This is a genomic window from Streptomyces sp. HUAS MG91 (assembly GCF_040529335.1).
In the GTDB taxonomy this organism is placed as follows: domain Bacteria; phylum Actinomycetota; class Actinomycetes; order Streptomycetales; family Streptomycetaceae; genus Streptomyces; species Streptomyces tabacisoli.
The window spans coordinates 3,424,171-3,441,886 of the sequence record NZ_CP159534.1 but is presented as its reverse complement, the minus strand read 5'-3'; the positions used below and the strand labels follow the sequence as shown (position 1 = coordinate 3,441,886).

At 73.5% G+C, this 17,716-nt stretch carries 14 protein-coding genes; 6 read left to right on the top strand and 8 right to left on the bottom strand.

The window, feature by feature from the left end; genetic code table 11:
• The first annotated feature begins 225 nt into the window (after positions 1–225).
• Both ABII15_RS15585 and ABII15_RS15580 read left to right on the top strand, forming a co-directional pair.
• Positions 226–1,026, top strand: coding sequence for a polyprenol monophosphomannose synthase (locus ABII15_RS15585; RefSeq protein ID WP_353942927.1), 801 nt, complete (start codon positions 226–228; stop codon positions 1,024–1,026).
• A 29-nt stretch (positions 1,027–1,055) separates the two neighbouring features.
• Positions 1,056–2,552, top strand: a complete 1,497-nt coding sequence (locus ABII15_RS15580; RefSeq protein WP_353947071.1) for a hypothetical protein — start codon at positions 1,056–1,058, stop codon at positions 2,550–2,552.
• Here the strand turns inward: ABII15_RS15580 and ABII15_RS15575 are convergent.
• The 4 genes from ABII15_RS15575 to ABII15_RS15560 form a co-directional block, all read right to left on the bottom strand.
• The gene (locus ABII15_RS15575; RefSeq protein WP_353942926.1) at positions 2,542–4,218 is read right to left on the bottom strand and encodes a glycosyltransferase family 2 protein; all 1,677 of its coding nucleotides are present in this window, start codon (positions 4,216–4,218) and stop codon (positions 2,542–2,544) included. The genes ABII15_RS15580 and ABII15_RS15575 overlap by 11 nt on opposite strands.
• The gene (locus ABII15_RS15570; protein ID WP_353942925.1) at positions 4,218–6,437 is read right to left on the bottom strand and encodes a CDP-glycerol glycerophosphotransferase family protein; all 2,220 of its coding nucleotides are present in this window, start codon (positions 6,435–6,437) and stop codon (positions 4,218–4,220) included. Before ABII15_RS15570 ends, ABII15_RS15575 begins: the two co-directional genes overlap by 1 nt.
• 131 nt (positions 6,438–6,568) lie before the next feature.
• On the bottom strand, positions 6,569–7,438 hold the full coding sequence (locus ABII15_RS15565) for an ABC transporter ATP-binding protein (protein ID WP_353942924.1): 870 nt from the start codon (positions 7,436–7,438) through the stop codon (positions 6,569–6,571).
• Entirely contained in the window at positions 7,431–8,351 is a 921-nt protein-coding gene (locus ABII15_RS15560) for an ABC transporter permease (protein WP_353942923.1), read from the bottom strand. Before ABII15_RS15560 ends, ABII15_RS15565 begins: the two co-directional genes overlap by 8 nt.
• A 156-nt stretch (positions 8,352–8,507) precedes the next feature.
• On the opposite strand from ABII15_RS15560, the gene ABII15_RS15555 reads away from it, so the two are divergent.
• Positions 8,508–9,143, top strand: coding sequence for a TetR/AcrR family transcriptional regulator (locus tag ABII15_RS15555; RefSeq protein ID WP_353942922.1), 636 nt, complete (start codon positions 8,508–8,510; stop codon positions 9,141–9,143).
• Between the two features lie 163 nt (positions 9,144–9,306).
• The gene (locus ABII15_RS15550; protein WP_353942921.1) at positions 9,307–10,698 is read left to right on the top strand and encodes a threonine/serine exporter family protein; all 1,392 of its coding nucleotides are present in this window, start codon (positions 9,307–9,309) and stop codon (positions 10,696–10,698) included.
• A 310-nt stretch (positions 10,699–11,008) separates the two neighbouring features.
• Here ABII15_RS15550 and galE read toward each other — a convergent pair whose 3' ends face one another.
• Genes galE through ABII15_RS15530 form a run of 4 tightly spaced genes read right to left on the bottom strand, consistent with a single transcriptional unit; the run spans position 11,009 to position 15,458 of the window.
• Positions 11,009–11,989: a UDP-glucose 4-epimerase GalE gene (gene galE / locus ABII15_RS15545; RefSeq protein ID WP_353942920.1), complete on the bottom strand. Its 981-nt coding sequence runs from the start codon at positions 11,987–11,989 to the stop codon at positions 11,009–11,011.
• A gap of 38 nt (positions 11,990–12,027) precedes the next feature.
• Positions 12,028–13,617, bottom strand: coding sequence for a glycosyltransferase family 2 protein (locus tag ABII15_RS15540; protein WP_353947070.1), 1,590 nt, complete (start codon positions 13,615–13,617; stop codon positions 12,028–12,030).
• Positions 13,618–13,670: 53 nt separating this feature from the next.
• Positions 13,671–14,885 carry a glycosyltransferase 87 family protein gene (locus tag ABII15_RS15535; RefSeq protein ID WP_353942919.1) on the bottom strand — a complete coding sequence of 405 codons (1,215 nt, stop codon included), beginning with the start codon at positions 14,883–14,885 and terminating at the stop codon, positions 13,671–13,673.
• Between the two features lie 33 nt (positions 14,886–14,918).
• A complete protein-coding gene (locus tag ABII15_RS15530; protein ID WP_353942918.1) occupies positions 14,919–15,458 on the bottom strand; it encodes a MarR family transcriptional regulator in 540 nt (179 codons plus the stop codon).
• Positions 15,459–15,599: 141 nt separating this feature from the next.
• Between ABII15_RS15530 and ABII15_RS15525 the strand changes: the two genes are divergently transcribed.
• On the top strand, positions 15,600–16,013 hold the full coding sequence (locus ABII15_RS15525; protein ID WP_353942917.1) for an organic hydroperoxide resistance protein: 414 nt from the start codon (positions 15,600–15,602) through the stop codon (positions 16,011–16,013).
• Positions 16,014–16,116: 103 nt separating this feature from the next.
• Positions 16,117–17,697: a glycosyltransferase family 39 protein gene (locus ABII15_RS15520; protein WP_353942916.1), complete on the top strand. Its 1,581-nt coding sequence runs from the start codon at positions 16,117–16,119 to the stop codon at positions 17,695–17,697.
• Positions 17,698–17,716: the final 19 nt, after the last annotated feature.

Genomic DNA, 17,716 nt, shown 5'->3' with positions numbered 1-17,716 from the left:
GGACCGGGTCATCTGCCGTACTCCGCAGTGCAGTTGACCGCGCGGCGGCCGTGGCGGCCGGGAAGTGTCGCCGTATTCTGCCCCTGTTCTTGACGCGCTCTTGCCTGCCTCCTGACGTCGTCCGGCTTGATGGACTCCCTGCACCCGGGGCCATGTCTCAGGGCAATGCGGGGCATAACGTCTAAAGTGGACGCCGATTGTCTGATGACCGTTCAGGGAGAGCCGATGCCGCCGAAGCCAGCCGATTCGCCGAGGTCGCCACGGACGGCGGACCGCGCCCTCGCGCTGCCCGACACCTGGGCCGCGACCCCGCTCACCGTCGTGATGCCCACCTACAACGAGGCCGGGAACCTGCCCGGCATGGCCGACGCCCTGATGGGGCTCCAACTGGCCGGGCTGCGGCTGCTCGTCGTCGACGACTCCAGCCCCGACGGCACCGGCGACATCGCCGAGGAGTACGCGCGCCGCTTCGGCGCCGACCGGATCGGCGTGCTGCACCGCGCGGGCAAGGAAGGGCTCGGCCGCGCCTACGCGGCCGGGATGAGCCGGGCCGTCGCCGAGGGCGCGCGCTACGTCCTCCAGATGGACGCCGATGGCAGCCACCCCGTCGCCAAGGTCCCGCAGATGCTGGGCGTCGCGCTGGCCACCGGCGCCGGGGTCACCATCGGCAGCCGCTACGTCCAGGGCGGCACCCTCTCCGACGCGTGGGGCGCCCACCGCAGGCTGCTCTCGCGCTGGGCCAACGCCTACGCGGGCACCATCCTCGGCACCCGGGTGCGCGACATCACCGGCGGCTTCAACCTGTGGCGCGAGGACACCCTGCGCGCCATCGACCTGGCCTCCGTCGACAGCGCCGGCTACAGCTTCCAGGTCGAGATGAAGTACCGGGCGCTGCGCCGCGGGCACGGCATCGTCGAGGTCCCCATCCACTTCGAGGACCGCACCGTCGGCGAGTCGAAGATGAACCTGATGGTCCAGCTGGAGTCGGTGGCCATGCCGTGGAAGCTGCGCGCGAGGGCCCGTTGACCGCTGCCGAGGCCGCGCGCGAGGGCCCGCTGACCGCCGCGCCCGCCCGCATCGCGGCCGGTGCCGCGGCCTGCGGTGTCCTCGTGCTGCTGCTCGCCGTCGTGGTGCGGCTGCCCTGGGCCGGCGACCTCGGCATCCACGCCGCCACCGTCGAGCGCCTGCGCCACGACCTGCTCGACCCCGGCGACCCGCTGGTCAGGGCCGACGCCGAGAGCCCGTACTACAGCCCCTGGACGCTGCTGCTCGGCTGTGTCGCGAAGGCGACCGGGCTCGGGGTGTTCGTCGTGCTGCGCGTCGGGGCGTTCGTCTCGCTCGCGGTGCTCGCGGGCGGGGTGTGGGCGTTCACCGGTACGTTCCTGGAGCGGGCGGCCGCGCGCCGGCGGCGGGCCGCCGTGGCCGGGCTCGTCCTGCTCTGCCTGGTGCTGCTGTGGGGCACGACGCTGTTCAACTGGAGCGGCTACCTCGGCCTCAACTCCCTCGCCCTGTGCGTCGCCTACCCGAGCACGTTCGCGCTCGGCGCCTCCTTCTGGCTGTGGGCGCTGCTGCGCCGGGCGACCGCCTGGGCGCACTTCCTGGGCGCCGGGGTGCTGTGGGCGGTGATCCTGCTCAGCCATCAGTTCACCGGTGTCGTCGCCTCGCTCGGCGCCCTCGCCATGGTCCTCGGCGCGCGGCCGTGGCCGGACGTGACGCACTGGGTGCGGCTCGGCGGCGGGCTCGCGACCGGGCTCCTGCTGATCTCGCTGTGGCCGTACTACTCCTTCTTCGCGCTGTTCCGCGCGGGCGGGAACCTGGAGGCCATCCACCGCTCGCTCTACCGGGACCTGCCCGCCCGGCTGTGGCTGGTGGCGCTCGTCGGCGGCGTCGCGCTCGTCCTGCGCTGGCGGCGCGACCGGCGCGACCCACTGGTCCTGTTCTGCCTGGCGGGGCTCGCCGTGTTCGCCGCCGGGGGCCTGACCGGCCACTGGTCCTGGGGCCGGGCGCTGCCGGCCGTCCTGATCCCCGCGCAGGTCGCGGCGGGCCTCGAAGTGTTCTCCGCACCCCGCAGGGCCGTGCGGCTCGGCCTCGGCCTCGCGGTGTCGGCGGCGCTGCTGCTGGGCGCGTGGACCCAGTCGGGAACGCTCGGCTATGTGCTGCCGCGCTCGGCGCTGCCCTCGCCGGTCGCCGACAGGTACCGCGAGCCGTGGGGCGGTTACCACTGGATCACGCCCTGGGTGGGGTACGGGGACGTGGTGCTCGCCAAGACGTTCCCGGCCCGCCAGATCCCCGCCTACGGGCCGTACACGGTCGCCCCCGGCTACCCGGACTTCTTCCTCGACGACGAGCGGGCGCGCGAGGACGCCGTGGCCACGTACTTCGCGGCCGGGACCCCGCGCCGGGACCGGCTCGGGGTGCTGCGCCGGTACGACGTGCGGTGGGTGGTGGCCTATCGCGGCGACGGCGGGCTGCCCGCCGGGGACCCGGCCCTGGAGCGGGTGGCCGTCGGTCCCCGGGGACAGCAGCTGTACCGGGTGCGCGTCAGCGGGTGAGGGCCGACACCAGACGGGCGGCCCGCCGCACCCGCCGCGCCACCTGATTGCGGCCCACCCGGCGCGCCACCGGCCGCACGACCCGGGCCGTCATCCCGACCGCCGCCCACCGCACCTGGAGCCGGCCCGCGCCGCGCCCCTCCGGCTCCACCGTCACCCGGTGCCGGCGGAACTCGGACGTGAACGACGGGAAGTCCAGCGGCGCGAGCAGCAGGCCCGTGTTGCGCAGGCCCCCCGGCGCCTGGAGCTGGAGGAGCGGGTGGCGAGTGCCGTCGAAGCCCTGGGGCGGCAGCGGGACCTGCGTCAGGTCCAGGTCGACGCGGCCCTCGAAGACGCCGGGGCGCACCGGGTCGAGCCGGAAGCGGACCGTCGTGCGGCGCCGCCCGGGGGAGAGCAGCAGCGCGGCGACCTGCGGGCCGACCGGGAGGCGCAGCGCCGGGTCGTGGGTGCGGATGTGCAGGGCGAGCGAGGCCGCGCCGGGATTGCGCCGCACCGAGACGATCTCGTGCCGGAACTGGGCACCGGGGAACGGCCGGGTGTCCAGCGCCAGGTCGTCGAGGGCCAGCTCGCGGCGGGCCTCGGGCGTGGCCGGGAGCGTACCGCCCCAGTAGAGGCTGCCCGCGTCGTCGGTGACCGCCTCGCGCGGGGCGACCCCGTGGCCGAGGCCGCGCGCGGCGAGCCTGGCCTCGTCGAGGCGGCCGTCGCGGATCAGCTGGAGGACGACGCGCTCGGCGCGCGGCAGCCGCTCGTAGGCGCCGGGGGCGAGGCCGGCCAGGTACGGGTTCACGATCTCGGCGAACCCCTCCAGCCAGTCGTCGGCCCGGTAGGGCAGGTCGCCCGCGTACATCCGGAAGTCGTGCTTGAGGAACTTGTAGTCCTTGGCCTCGCGCACCGCGTCGCTGAAGCCGCCCTCCTTCAGGAAGTCGTCGATGAGCGTCTGCACGTGGACCCGGTCGCGGACGTTGGCCAGCTTGTGCCGCTGGTTGGAGATGGAGGCCGCGGACTCGGCCGCGTACGGCGCGATGTACCAGCGGTAGACGGTGTCGGGGACGACGGTGAACGATCTCGCCAGGCCGTACGCCTGCGCCGAGAACAGCTGGTCCTCGTAGTGGATGCCCTCGGGGAAGCGCAGCCGGTGGCGGTCGAGGAAGGCGCGCGCGTACATCTTGCTCGTCGACAGGTGCTCGAAGAGCAGCGCCGGTTCGGCCTCGATGCCGGGGACCGTGCGGCGCTCGGCGACCAGGTGCGGCATCCAGATCGAGCGGTGGCCGGTGTCGACCCTGATCCGCTGCACCGCGCCCATCGCGAAGTCGATCGCGGGGTTCTCGCGGTGGGCGGCGAGCAGTGACTCGACGGCGCGCGGCGGGAGTTCGTCGTCGCTGTCCAGGAACATCACGTACGGGGCGCGGGCGATGTCGAGCGCGCGGTTGCGCGGGGCGGAGCAGCCGCCGCTGTTCTCCGGCAGCCGCAGATACGTGATGCGGGCGTCCTGCGCGGCCAGTTCCCTGGCCACCTCGGGCGTGCGGTCCGTCGAGTGGTCGTCGCTGATGACGATCTCGATGTTCTCGTGCGTCTGCGCCCGCAGCGAGGCGACGGCGCGCGGCAGCCGCTCGGCGTCGTTGAAGACGATCACCGTGACGGTCACGTCGGGGGTCTGCGCGGGCATCAGCCGGTCGCCTCCTCGGGGGTGGGAGCGGGGGTGCGGGACTCGGGCGGCAGCACGGGCGGCAGACTCTCCTCCGGCTCGCCCAGGAAGACGCGGCGCACGACGCGCTCGGCGGCCCGCCCGTCGTCGAACTCGCAGAACTTGCGCCGGAAGGCGGTGCGCACCTTCGCCGACGCCTCGTCGCGCCAGGCGTCCGTCGCGAGGATCTCGGTCAGGTCCTCCTCGGTGCGCGCCACGTGGCCCGGCGGTTCGGCGAGCAGGTCGAAGTAGGTGCCGCGGGTGCGGGCGTACGTCTCCCAGTCGTCGGCGAAGCTGATGATCGGCCGGTCCAGGTTCGCGTAGTCGAACATGATGGACGAGTAGTCCGTGACCAGCGCGTCCGAGGCCAGCGCCAGCTCCTCCACCGGGTCGTACGCCGATACGTCGATGACCCGGCCGGTGCGCCGCAGGCCCGCCAGCGGGGAGGCGCCGCCGCCGTAGAAGTAGTGGCCGCGCACCAGCAGGACCGTGTCGTCGCCGAGCCGCTCGGACAGGGCCGCCAGGTCCAGGCGCGGGGTCCAGCTCGCCTCGTAGTCGCGGTGGGTCGGCGCGTACAGGACGGCCCGGCGGCCCGGGGCGATGCCGAGGCGGTCGCGGACGGCGCGGATGTCGGCGGCCGTCGCCCGGTAGTAGACGTCGTTGCGGGGATAGCCGTGATCCAGCGACGTGTAGTGCGAGGGGTAGGCGTGCTCCCACATCCGGGTGGAGTGGCTGTTGGCGCTGACGCTGTAGTCCCACTTGTCGACGCGGGCGAGCAGCGCGTCGAAGTCGAGGCCCCGGGAGGCCGTCGGGTAGGCGCGCTGGTCCAGGCCCATCTTCTTCAGCGGGGTGCCGTGGTGGGTCTGGAGGTGGATCGCGCCGGGGCGCTTGACCACGGCGTTCGGGAAGTTGACGTTGTTGGTGAGGTAGCGGGCGCGGGCCAGTACCTCCCAGTAGCGGCGGGTGCCGGGCACGATGTGGTCGGTGCCGGGCGGGACGAGCGGCTCGGCCGCCTTCGACACCACCCACACCGGGCGGATGTGCGGGGCGAGTTCGCCGAGCTTCGCGGCGATCGCGGCCGGATTGCAGGCGACTCCGCGGTCCCAGTAGGCGGAGAAGACGGCCAGGTCCTGGTCGACCGGCTCGCGCAGGGCCTTCTGGTAGTGGTGGTCGAGGACCTTGGCGCCCAGCTGCTTCTTCCGGGTGCGCAGGGTCGTGCGCAGGCCGCGCCGCCGCTGGTTGGCGGCCTGGAACGCGCGGTACTTGGTGTACGCGTCCTCTTCGAGCAGTCTGCGCCGGATGCCCTCCATGCCGCCGGGGCGCCGGTGTCCGGCGGGCTTCCAACGCACGGCCGCCGCCGAGGCGCGGTGGAAGAACTCCCGGGCCACCGCGTCCGGCATCGACTCGCGCGCCACCACCCGCATCGTCTCGGTGGCCATCAGGTCGTACAGGACCGCGCGCGGCCGGGGTGCGGACTCCCGCCGGTGCAGCAGGCGCTGGAGGCGGTCGTAGGTCTCGACGAGTCCGTAGCGCTGCTCGGCGGTCACCGCGGGCAGGCTCTCGCGCCGCAACTCCCGCACCTCGACGACCACTTGGTCCAGGCAGGCGATCCGGTCGGCGAGCGCCAGGGCGGCGCGGGCGGCGAACATCTCGTCCGGGTCGGCCAGTTCGGCCTCGTGCGCGCGCCAGAAGGAGGTGCGCAGGGCGCGCTTGGCGAGCAGCGGGGTGACGCGGAGCAGGTCGGGGGCCTGGTCGAGGGTGACGTCGCGGCGGGCCACCCGGGCGAGCCGGCCGGCGTCGGCGCCGGACGCGCCGGTGGCGCGCCAGGTCGTACGGACATGGTCGGCGACCAGCACGTCGACCTGCTCCGGCACCTCGGCCAGCCGGTCGAGCAGGGCGCGCACGGCGCCCGCGGGCAGCCGGTCCTTGGCGGGCATGAACCACAGCCAGGTGCCGCGCGCCCGCTCGGCGCCCGCGGCCCGCGCGTCCGCGTCGCCGGTCTCCGCGGGCAGCGGCAGTACCGTGCCGCCGGACCGCGCCGCCACGTCCCGCGCGTCGTTCCCGACGGCCGCCGTGATCAGCTCGGCCTCCGGCGGGAGCTGCGCGGCCACGCTGTCCAGACAGACGCCGAGCAGTCCCTGCACGTCGCGCCCGTACACGATGATGCTGAGCGACGGCTCGCCGGTCCGGGTTATCTGCACAGGGACTCCTCGCCTCTTCTTGTCCTCTTCTGGTCACCGCCCAAGAGCCATATTTGCACTAAGCGGACAAAAGGGTAAGCGCAGTTGTGTCTCCACTGGGCCTCATGGGGGAAGAGGCGGGGCGGCGGGGGTCAGGTTCCCTTTGTGGCGTTCTTGGCGGGCGCGGGGCTCTTGGGCTTCTTGGCCGGGTTGGTGAACGCCTCGTACGCCGCGAGGACCTCCTCCGTCGGTCCGTCCATCCGCAGCTCGCCGCGCTCCAGCCAGAGCACCCGGTCGCAGGTGTCCCGGATCGACTTGTTGCTGTGGCTCACCAGGAAGACGGTGCCCGCGCGCTCGCGCAGCTCCTTGATCCGCTGCTCGGAGCGCTTCTGGAAGGAGCGGTCGCCGGTGGCCAGCGCCTCGTCGACCAGGAGGACGTCGTGCTCCTTGGCGACGGCGATGGAGAAGCGCAGCCGCGCTCCCATGCCCGAGGAGTACGTGCGCATGGGCAGGGTGATGAAGTCGCCCTTGTCGTTGATGCCGGAGAAGTCGACGATCTCGTCGTAGCGGTCGCGGACCTGCTCGCGGCTCATGCCCATGGCGAGGCCGCCGAGCTTGACGTTGCGCTCGCCGGTGAGGTCGTTCATCAGCGCGGCGTTCACGCCGAGCAGGGAGGGCTGGCCGTCGGTGAAGATCCGGCCGTTCTCCGTGGGCAGCAGTCCGGCGACGGCCTTGAGCAGGGTCGACTTGCCCGAGCCGTTGGTGCCGATCAGACCGATGGCCTCGCCGCGGTAGGCGGTGAACGACACGTTTCGTACCGCGTGGACCTTGCGGACGCCCGCGCGCCGCTCGACCTTCTTGCGGCCGCGCAGGATGCGGCTGAGGGCGGCGGTCGCGGTGCCGCGGCCCGCGCCGGTGCCGTTGACCCGGTAGACGATGTCGACGCCGTCGACGATGACGGTGGGGACGCGCTCGTCCTGCGGCTGCGGGGTCTCCTTGCGGAGGGTGGTCGTCTCAGTCACGGCCGTACGTCTCCTCTGCCTTCCAGAAGTAGATGAACCCGCCGACGCCGGCGAGCAGCGCCCAGCCCACGGCGAACGCCCAGATGTGGGGCGGGAGGTTGTCCGCGGTGAAGCTGTCGATCAGGGCGAAGCGGATCAGGTCGATGTAGACCGCGACCGGGTTGAGCTGCACGGCCTGCTGGACGACCACCGGAAGGTCGGTCTTCGGCAGCTTGTCGCTGAGGCTGAACATCACGCCGGACAGGTACATCCACACGCGCAGGATGAACGGCATCAGCTGGTTGAGGTCCGGGGTGCGGGCGCCGAGCCGCGCCATGATCAGGGCCAGGCCCGCGTTGAAGACCGACTGGAGGGCCAGGGCGGGCAGCACCAGGAGCCAGGCCGGGCCCGGCGGGACGCCGAACGCCAGCAGGATCACGATCAGCGCGACCATCGAGAACAGCAGCTGCTGGAGCTGCTGGAGGCAGTACGACAGCGGCAGTGAGGCGCGCGGGAAGTGCAGGGCGCGCACCAGGCCCATGCTGCCGGAGATCGCCCGCACCCCGGCCATCACCGAGCTCTGGGTGTACGTCCAGATGAACACGCCGGTCACCAGGAACGGGATGTAGTCCGGGACGCCTCTGGAGGTCTTCAGGATGACGCCGAAGATGAAGTAGTAGACCGCGGCGTTGAGGAGCGGGGTCAGCACCTGCCACAGCTGGCCGAGGCTCGACTTGCTGTACTGCGCGGTCAGCTTGGCGGTGGCGAAGGCGGTGATGAAGTGCCGCCGCGCCCACAGCTGCCGCACGTACGCGGACAGTGTGGGGCGGGCGCCGCTGACGCTGAGGCCGTACCGGGCGGCGAGGGCCGCGGCGTCCTCGGTGGCGGCGGCCGGGGAGGCCGGCGCGGGAGGCGTGTCCAGAACCTGACTCACGTCCGCTGCTTCCTTAGGTGAATGGAGGGCGACGAGCGTTCACCTCCCGTTTACGTCGGGACGGGTCCGTATCGTCGTCACGTGATGGCGATGACGATAGGGCGGATCGACGTCGCAACGCAACCGTTTCGTCGTTACGCCTCTATGCTTTGCCATATGACGACCAACGCCGACCCCGCCCAGCAGAAGGCCAAGCCGACGCGGCGCCGGGCCCCCGCCGGGGCCGCCGTCCTGCGCGAGGACGTGACGGACGCGATCCGCGCCGCCGTCTTCGAGGAGCTGGCCTCCGTCGGCTATGCCCGGATGTCCATCGAGGGCATCGCGCGCCGCGCCGGGGTCGGCAAGACGGCCGTCTACCGCCGCTGGCGCTCCAAGCTGCACCTCGTCCTCGACCTGGTCTCCGCGATCGCGGTGCAGGGGCTGCCCGCCCCCGACACCGGCTCCCTCCAGGCGGACCTGCTGCTCCTCTACCAGGTCACGTCCCGGGCGCTGCGCCACCCCGTGGCCGGGCAGATCATCCCCGACCTCCAGGCGGAGGCGGCCCGCAATCCCGAGATCGCCGAGGCGATGCAGAAGGCGCTGCGCGAGGGGCAGGCCGGGGTGGCGAGCGGGATCGTGCGGGCGGCCGTCGAGCGGGGCGAGCTGCGCGCGGGCCTCGACGAGGAGCTGGCGCTCGACCTGATCTCCGGCCCGCTGTACTGGCGCTCGGTCGTGGTGCGCACGCCCGAGCTGCCCAAGGGGCATCTGAAGAAGCTCGCCACGGCGACCGCGGCGGCGCTCAAGGCGCTGTGAGACACGACGGGTCACCCCGAGCACGATCCCGGCTCAAGTTTCACGGAAGGTAAGGGCGGCACGCGGCCCGGGTAAAAGTTCGCCCCGCGCTACCCGTCCGTATCGCGGGACCGCCTCTGGCACCTGCCTCGAATGGGCTAAATGTCCGTTACGCTCCATTCGTATGCCTGTGACGACCGACACCAAGGCCACGACCACGCCCTGGCTGACCGGAGCGCTGCCCCGGCTGCGCGGCCTCGAACCCACCAGGAACTACGGCTACGCCGGTGAGCTGCTGCACGACGACGGCCGCGCCGACATCGAGGCGTACGGCGCCCGCGTCGCCGATCTCGCGATCCGGCTCGGGGACGCCCTGCTGTCGTACGGCGGTTCGGCCGAGGAGGCCGTCGCCGGGATGCTGGTGACCGCCGAGACGTACGGGCTCAGCTACTGCGAGCCGGGCGTGACCCTCTCCGAGGTGGTGCTGTCCGGGTACGCGCCCGGCGAGTTGACGCCGCTCCACGCCCGCCGGGTGATCCGCAAGTACGGCACCGACTACCGCGCCCTGGGCCGCGTCCACCGTCTCGTGGACCGGATCGGCGCCCGGGAACTCACCCTCGACGAGGCGCGGGCCGAGACCGCCCGGATCCTGGACGCGCCGCCGGGCGGCGGGCGGTGGGCACGGTGGCGGGTGCCGGTGCAGACCGGGCTCGTCGCCGGGGGCGCGGCCGTCGTCTTCGGGGGCGGGCCGCGGTCGCTGCTCTGCGCGTTCGTCGCCGGGCTGCTCGGGGGGCTGCTGTGCGGCTGGCTCGGGCGGCACGGGGTGCCCGCTTTCTACCGGTTCGCCGTGGCCTCCATGCCGGCCGCCGTCATGGCGCTCGCCGTGAGCCGGATCGCGCCGCCGTCCGTCGTGCCGGCCGTCGTCGTCGCCGGGGTGCTCGGGCTGCTGCCCACGGTGACCTTCGTGAGCGCGGTGCAGGACGCGCTCACCGGGCACTATCTGACCGCGCTCGGGCGGTTGTGCGACGCCGTGCTGATCTTCGCCGCCGTGGCCACCGGGGTGGTGATCGTGCTGGGGGTCGGGGACCTGTTCGGGTTCGGGGTGCCGTTGGTGCCGGCCGTCAGCCGGGCCGAACATCTCGGGGCTCCGGTCGCCGGGGTCGTGGTGTTCGCGGTCGCGGTGGCGGCGCGGGCGCGGACGCCCCGGCGGGACTGGTTGCCGGTCGCCGTGCTCGGGGTGATCGGGTTCGTGGTGTCCGTCGAGTTCCGGGCGCTGGGGTTGTCGGCGCTGGTCGGTACGGCGTTGGTGGCTGCCGGGGTGGGGTGTGCCGGGCACTGGGTGGCTCGGCGGCGGCGGGAGTCGGCGCTGCCGTTGGTGGTGCCGGCGATCGCTCCGCTGTTGCCGGGTGGGGTGTTGTACGCGGCGTTGGGGGCGCTGGCCTCCGGGCGGACCATCGAGGGGCTCGGGGGGATGGTCAATGTGGCGGCCGTGACGTTGGCGCTGGCTGTGGGGGTGGGGTTGAGCGGGGAGGTGGGGCAGTTTTTGCGCCGGGTGCGGGGGGCTGGGTTCGGCTGAGGGTGCCGTGGGCCGGCCCGCGCTCCTGGGTTGTCGTTCGGCTGCGGGCCGGTGGGGGCTGGGCCGGGTTGTCGTTCGTCCGCGGGCCGGTGGCCGCTTCTCGCGCAGTTCCCCGCGCCCCTGAGGCATGCGCTGCGCGCAGCCTCCCCTTGAGGCTGCGCTCCGCGCGCCTCTCCGATGAGGCGCGCCTCTCTGATGAGATGGCGCACGAAGTGCGCATCTCAGGGGCGCGGGGAACTGCGCGACCAGCCACGACGAGAGGCGCGCGTGACGACTGGTTTTCAGGGGCGCGGGGAACTGCGCGGTGGGGTTACTGGGGGTGGGGCCAGGCTGACCAGGCTGAGGTGATCATTTCTGGGATGTCGTGGCGGGCCGACCAGCCCAGTTCGGCCGTGATCCGGGCCGCGGAAGCAACCACGCGGGGCGGATCCCCAGGACGCCGCGCATGGATGAGCGGCGCGATGTCCAGCCCCGTCTCGCGGGCGATGGTGTCGATCATCTCGCGGACCGAAACCCCCACCCCGCGCCCGATGTTGAGCGTGAGATCGGTCCCCGGCGCCGCCCCGGCGAGCCGCTGCGCGGTGGCGACATGCGCCTCGGCCAGATCGGCGACGTGGATGTAGTCACGGACACAGGTGCCGTCCGGCGTCGGATAGTCGGCGCCGAAGATGCGCGGCGCGTCCCCGGCCGTCAGCCGCTCGAAGACCATCGGGACGATGTTGAAGACCCCGGTGTCGGCCAGCTCGGGCGAGGCGGCCCCCGCCACGTTGAAGTAGCGCAGCGACGCGGTGGCGAGCCCGGTGGCCCGGCCCGTCGCCCGGACCAGCCACTCCCCGGCCAGCTTCGTCTCGCCGTACGGGGACATCGGCGCGCACGGAGTGTCCTCGGTGACCAGCCCGCCGGTCAGCGAGGCGTCGTCCGGCATCCCGTACACGGCGGCCGACGAGGAGAAGACGAACGCGCGGACCCCGGCCGCCGTCACCGCGTCGAGCAGGACGCGCAGCCCCTCCACGTTCTCCCGGTAGTAGTGCAGCGGGCGCTCCACCGACTCGCCGACCTGCTTCTTCGCCGCGAGGTGGACGACCCCGGTGACGGACCGGCCGGCGAGCGTGCGCTCCAGCAGCGCGCCGTCCAGGGTCGAGCCGACGACCAGCTCCACGTCGGACGGCAGCCGGTCGGCGACCCCGGTGGACAGGTCGTCGTAGACGAGCGCCTGTTCGCCCGCCGCACGCAGCGCGCGCACCACGTGCGCGCCGATGTAGCCGGCCCCGCCGGTGATCAGCCAGGTCATGTCGGAGAGATCCCCTCGTGCAGACGTCGGTCCTGCCGTCAGTGAAGCAGGCGGCCGGCCCTGCGCCGCACCACCGACACCACCCCGCCCAGCCCCGGCGCCGTGCGCAGGGCGAGAGCACCGGAATGGGTGGCGTACGGCTGGGCGAGCAGGACGCCGTGCCGGCGGCTCGGGACGACGGCGCGGCGCAGCAGCCCCGGGCCCCGGACGGCGTGGGCGGTGGTGTCGCGGTGGCTGCCGTCGGCGAAGCGCAGCCGGAGCCGGATGTCCCAGGTCCCGGCGCGGCCGAGCGCGGACAGGTCGAGGAGGAGCGTCGCCGCCCACTGCTCGCCGGGCAGCGCGGTGACGGCGGCGGTGCGGCGCTGGACGACGTCGCCGCGCTCCCGGTCGACGAGTTCCACGTCGACCGAGCGCGGCCCGGCGTCGGCGACCCGCCCGTACAGCTCGTGCACGAGGAGGGAGAGGCGGGTGCCGCGGGGACCGGGCCGCAGCTCGCCGTCGACGGCGACGGGGAGCAGACGGACCGGCCGGTGCAGCAGATGGCCGAGCGAGACCTGCGGCAGCTCCGCGGACCAGGCGGGGGTGCCGTCGGGTGCGTACGCGTACGGCGGCAGGAGCCGGGCCGGGCGGGCGGCGAGTTCCTTGACGCGGGGCAGGTCGCACGGTTCGGCTGCGGCCTCGACGATCCGGCCGACGACCCGGCCCGGCGCGGGCGCCAGCTCGAAGTCGGCGGTGTCGAAGGTCTCCAGGTAGCCGCGAGTCCGGGTCCACCACTCGGCGCGGTACTCGGGTCCGCGCAGATCGAGTTCACGCGCGTACATGCGCAGCGAGTGGTCGAGGAAGTGCGCCCGCGCCGCCCGCGCGAGCCGCTTCTGCTCCGCGCCGAGCAGGATGTCGACGGCCGTGCGATGGGCGTCGAGCCGCGACTGCCAGTTGTCGATGCAGGCCCGGTCGAGGGAGATCGAGAGCCGGTCGGCGGTGCGGCGCACGTGCCACACGTAGACCGGGTCGGGCACCAGAGCCATGCGCGGCCCGGCGGCCAGCACGCGCGCGGTGAACACGAAGTCCTCGTAGACGAACCGTCCGTCGGGGAAGCGGATGCCGTGGCCGCGCAGAAAGTCCGTCCGGTACAGCTTGTTGACGCACAGCGTGTCCTGGACCAGACGTCTGCGGCGCGCCGGGTGCGCGACGACGGCCGCCCGCGCGTACAGCTCCGGCTGCCAGGGCACCTCGCGCCCGGACGGCAGTTCGCGCCGCACGCACAGCCCGGCGGCGACCTCCGCGCCGTGCCGCTCCGCCGCGCCGACGAGCGCGTCCACCGCGCCCGGCGGCAGCTCGTCGTCGCTGTCGAGGAACATCACGTACGGGCGGGTGACGCGGGCCAGTCCGTCGTTGCGCGGGGTGCCGCAGCCGCCGCTGTTGTGCTCGCGGTGCACGACCGTCAGCCGCGGCTCCCCGGCGGCCAGTTCGTCGAGGAGCGCGCCGCTGCCGTCCGTCGAGCAGTCGTCCACGGCGATGACCTCGGCCACGGCGGGCCCCTGGGCGAGGGCCGAGCGCACCGCGTCGGCGACATGGGAGATGTCGTCGAAACCGATCACGACGACCGCGACAGCGGGAGATGGCGAGATCTTCACGGCTGAATCTTAGGTCTTGTTGGTAAATGTCCGGTAAGCCGGAAGTTTTACTCGCCCGTTCCCTTCCGGAGGGAACGGAACGAGACGAAAACCGCTCCGAGGAGAAGGGCGTTGCGCGCTCCCGTCACCGCGCAGCCCGTCCAGGTCCCGGCGAGCACGTCCGCGTAGAGCACCGGATACCCGAGCGAACTGAGGCCCGCCGCCGCGAGGATCAGCGGGGCCACCCGGGCCTGCGTGGTGTACCGGGAGGTGAGGCAGACGGCGGCGAGCCCGAGCAGCCAGACCAGGTACTGCGGGCTGATGACGCGGCTGGTGACGGTGAACATCAGCACCGCGCACAGGGCGGCGTCGTACGGCGTCGCCTCCGACCACGCGCGGGCCCGCGTCCGCCACCACAGCAGTACCCCGAACGCCACGACGGTGAGTGCCAGCGCGCCCGCCGCGACCAGTTCGGCGTACGGTCCGACGACCTCGAACGCCCCGTACCGGTACCGCACCCGGCCCGGCCACCCGAAGTGACGCGCGATCATCAGCGCGGTCCCGCCCAGCGATTCGATCTGCACCCCGCGCCCGCTCTGCCCGCCCAGGAACGACAGCGGCGCGTCGAAGGCGAACGCCAGGGCGAGGAGCAGCGCCGCTCCCGACACGACGGCCGCCGTCCACGCCTCCCGCGCCGAGCGCCCCCGCGGCGTGCCGAGCAGGGTCAGCGCCGGCCAGACCTTCACCAGGGTGCCGAGCGCCGCGAGGACGCCCGCGGCACGCGGGGAGCGGGCCGTCGCGAGCAGGGCGAGCACGGCGAGCGCGGTGGCCTGGACGTCGAAGCGGGCCAGCGGGATGTGCAGCAGCAGCGGCAGCCCCGCCACCCACAGCCAGGCGCCGCGCGGCTCCCGGCCGCCGCGCGCCAGGGCGAACGTGACGAGCGCGTCCGCCGCGAGGGTGAGCGCCACGAAGGCGTGCACGTACGTGAGCCAGGGAAGCAGCCCCGGCGCGAGCAGCACCGGGCCCGCGCCCGGCGGGTACTGCCAGAGCGGATCGCCGGCCGGGAAGGTGCCGCGGGCGAGGATCCCGTACCAGTGCGTGTAGAGCCCGGCCACCTCCCTGGTCACGCCGCGGGTGCCGAGCCCGTCCCACAGGAGGAGCGCGACCATCGCGGTTCTGGTGGCCAGCCAGGTGGCGGGGAGGGCGGCGCGGGCCAGCGGGCCCGGGCGGACCCAGGTGGCGAAGACGGGGGCCGGGATGCTCGGCCGGGTGTCGAGAGTCACGGTTCGGGAGCGTATGTCCCGCCCGGAAGATCCCTAAATGTCCGCGCCGTCCGTAGTGCCCGAGGTCTGAATGTCCCCGCCGTCCGCCGTGCCCGGGGTTCGGATGTCCCCGCCGAGGGTCTGGATCTCGGCGCTGTCCAGCGCCTCGGTCAGGCGGTTGAGCCGGGACCGCAGGTCGTCCAGCTCGGCCAGGTCGAACCCGGTGGCCGCCCCGATCGCCCGCGGCACCTCGGCCGCCCGCTCCTTCAGGGTGACGCCCGCCGCGGTCAGCGTCACGACCACCGACCGCTCGTCCCGCGCGCTGCGCTCGCGGCGCACGAGCCCGTTCGTCTCCAGGCGCTTGAGCAGCGGCGACAGGGTGCCCGAGTCGAGGCGCAGCCGCTCGCCGAGCCGCTTGACGGGCAGCCCCGCGCCGTCGGCCTCCCAGAGCGCGAGCATCACCAGGTACTGGGGATAGGTGAGGCCCAGGCCCTTGAGGAGGACGCGGTAGACGCCGCCGAACGCGCGCGACGCGGCGTTCAGGGAGAAGCAGATCTGCCGGTCGAGGCGGAGGTACTCGTCGCGCTGGGTCATGGCTCCAGGGTAATCCTTGGGCGATTAAGTTGTGCACAATTGAATTGCGTGCTCTACTTAGGAACGCAAGAAGTCAGGGAACGGAAGAAGGCGGGCGCAGGACGCCCCCGGATCCATCAGCTCTCGAAGGGCAGGCCCCTCATGGACGCCATCTACACCGCTGTCGCCACCGCCACCCACGGCCGCGACGGCCGCGCCGTCTCCTCGGACGGCGTCATCGACCTCCAGCTCGGCATCCCCACCGCGATGGGCGGCAACGGCCAGGGATCGAACCCGGAGCAGCTCTTCGCCGCCGGTTACGCCGCCTGCTTCGGCAGCGCGCTCGGCCTGGTCGGCCGCAACGCCAAGGTGGACGTCACCGACGCCGCCGTCACCGCCGAGGTCTCCATCGGCAAGCAGGGCGAGGGCTTCGGCCTCGCCGTCGTGCTCCGCGTGGAGCTGCCGGACACCGTGGACGCCGAGACGGGCCGCAAGCTCGTCGAGCAGGCCCACCAGGTCTGCCCGTACTCGAACGCGACGCGCGGCAACATCGACGTGCAGCTCGTCGTCGAGTAGACCGTCCGGCGGCCCGGGCCGTCTCGCGTAGGAACGGGTGACGTTGGGCGGCACGTGCCCCACCATCGCCAGGATTAGTCGGTCTGTCGTACAGGCTCGGCACATGTCGCTGATCACGCACCCCGGGCCGGCGCGCGCCCGGGCCCTGGCCGTCGCCGTCCCCGGTGCCGTGGCCCTCGTCCTCGGACTCTGGGGCCTCGACCGGGGGACGATGTGGCGGGACGAGGCGGCCACCGTCATGGCCGCGTCCCGTTCCCTGCCGCAGCTGTGGCATCTGCTGGGCACGATCGACGCCGTGCACGGCCTCTACTACCTGCTGATGCACTTCCTGCTGCCGCTGTATCCGGGCGAGGTGCTGCTCCGGCTGCCGTCGGTGTGCGGCGCCGCCGCGGCGGCCTGCCTGGTCGCCGCCCTCGGCACCCGCCTGGTCCGCCCCAGGACCGGGCTGTGGGCCGGACTGCTGTACGCCGTCTCGCCGTTCACCCAGTACTACGCGCAGGAGGGTCGCTCCTACGCGCTCGTCGCGGCCGGTGCCGCCGCCGCGACGCTGCTGTGCGTGCGGGCGGTGCGCGAGCCGTCGGGCCGGGCCTGGGCCGCGTACGCGGTGGCCGTCGCGCTGACCGCCTGGCTGCACGAGTTCGCGGTCCTGGTGATCCCCGCGCACGCGGTGACCCTGGCCGTGACCCGGGTGCCCGTGCGCGTGTGGCGCGGCTGGGCCGGCGCCGCCGCGGCCGCCGCCGTCTCGCTGCTGCCCCTGGCCCTGGTGACCCGGGGGCAGAGCGCCCAGGTCGGCTGGATCCGGCGGCCCGGCCGCGCCGACGCCGAGGCGCTGCTGCGGATGGCGGCCGGCGGGCACGGGCTGCTGTACGCGGCGACCCTCGCCCTGGTCGCGGTCGCCGTCTCCCGCCCGCCGGCCCGCGCCGCGAACGGCGCCTGCGGCATCGTCGCGACCGCGCTGCCGCTGGCCCTGCTGTCGCCGCTGACCCTCCTCGCGCTCTCCCAGTGGCACCCCCTGTACGCGCCGCGCTACGCGTTCTTCGCCTTCGCCGGGGTGCCGCTCCTGGTGGCGGCCGGCGCCGAGGCGCTCGTGTCCCGGATGCCGCGCCCGGCCCCCGCCGCGACCGCCCCGGCCCTCGCCGGCCTCGGCCTGATCGCGGTCGCCTTCCTCGCCCAGCTCCCGCTCCAGGAGCACCAGCGTTCGACGCACGCCCGCCGCGACGACCTCGGCTCGGTGGCCCGCATGCTCTCGCGCCGACTGAACTACGGCGATCCGCTGTTGTACGTCCCGAAGACCGGCCGCAAGTACGCCGAGGCCTACCCGGCCTCCGTCGCCGGCACCCGGGACGTGTCCCTGCTCTCCTCCGGCGCCCGCTCCGGCACCCTCTACGGCCGTGACGTCCCCGCCGCCGAACTGCGCGCCCGGATGGCCTGCCTGCCCCGGCTGTGGGTCTACTTCGACGCGGAGGCCGCCCGCCCGGGCTGGCACGCGCGCACCCGCACCGACGCCGCCAAACTCGACGTGCTGCGGCAGGACTTCAGGCCCGTGCGCCAGGACCGGCGGCAGAGCGGCATGGTGCGCCTGTACGAGCGGGTGGGCGGCGCCGCGCCGGGGTGCTCGGCGGCGCCGGACGCGTCCGAGGGCGCCCGCAAGTCGCCTTATCCGACACTTCAGCCGATGGGGTGATTGCGTAAAGGGCCGGAAA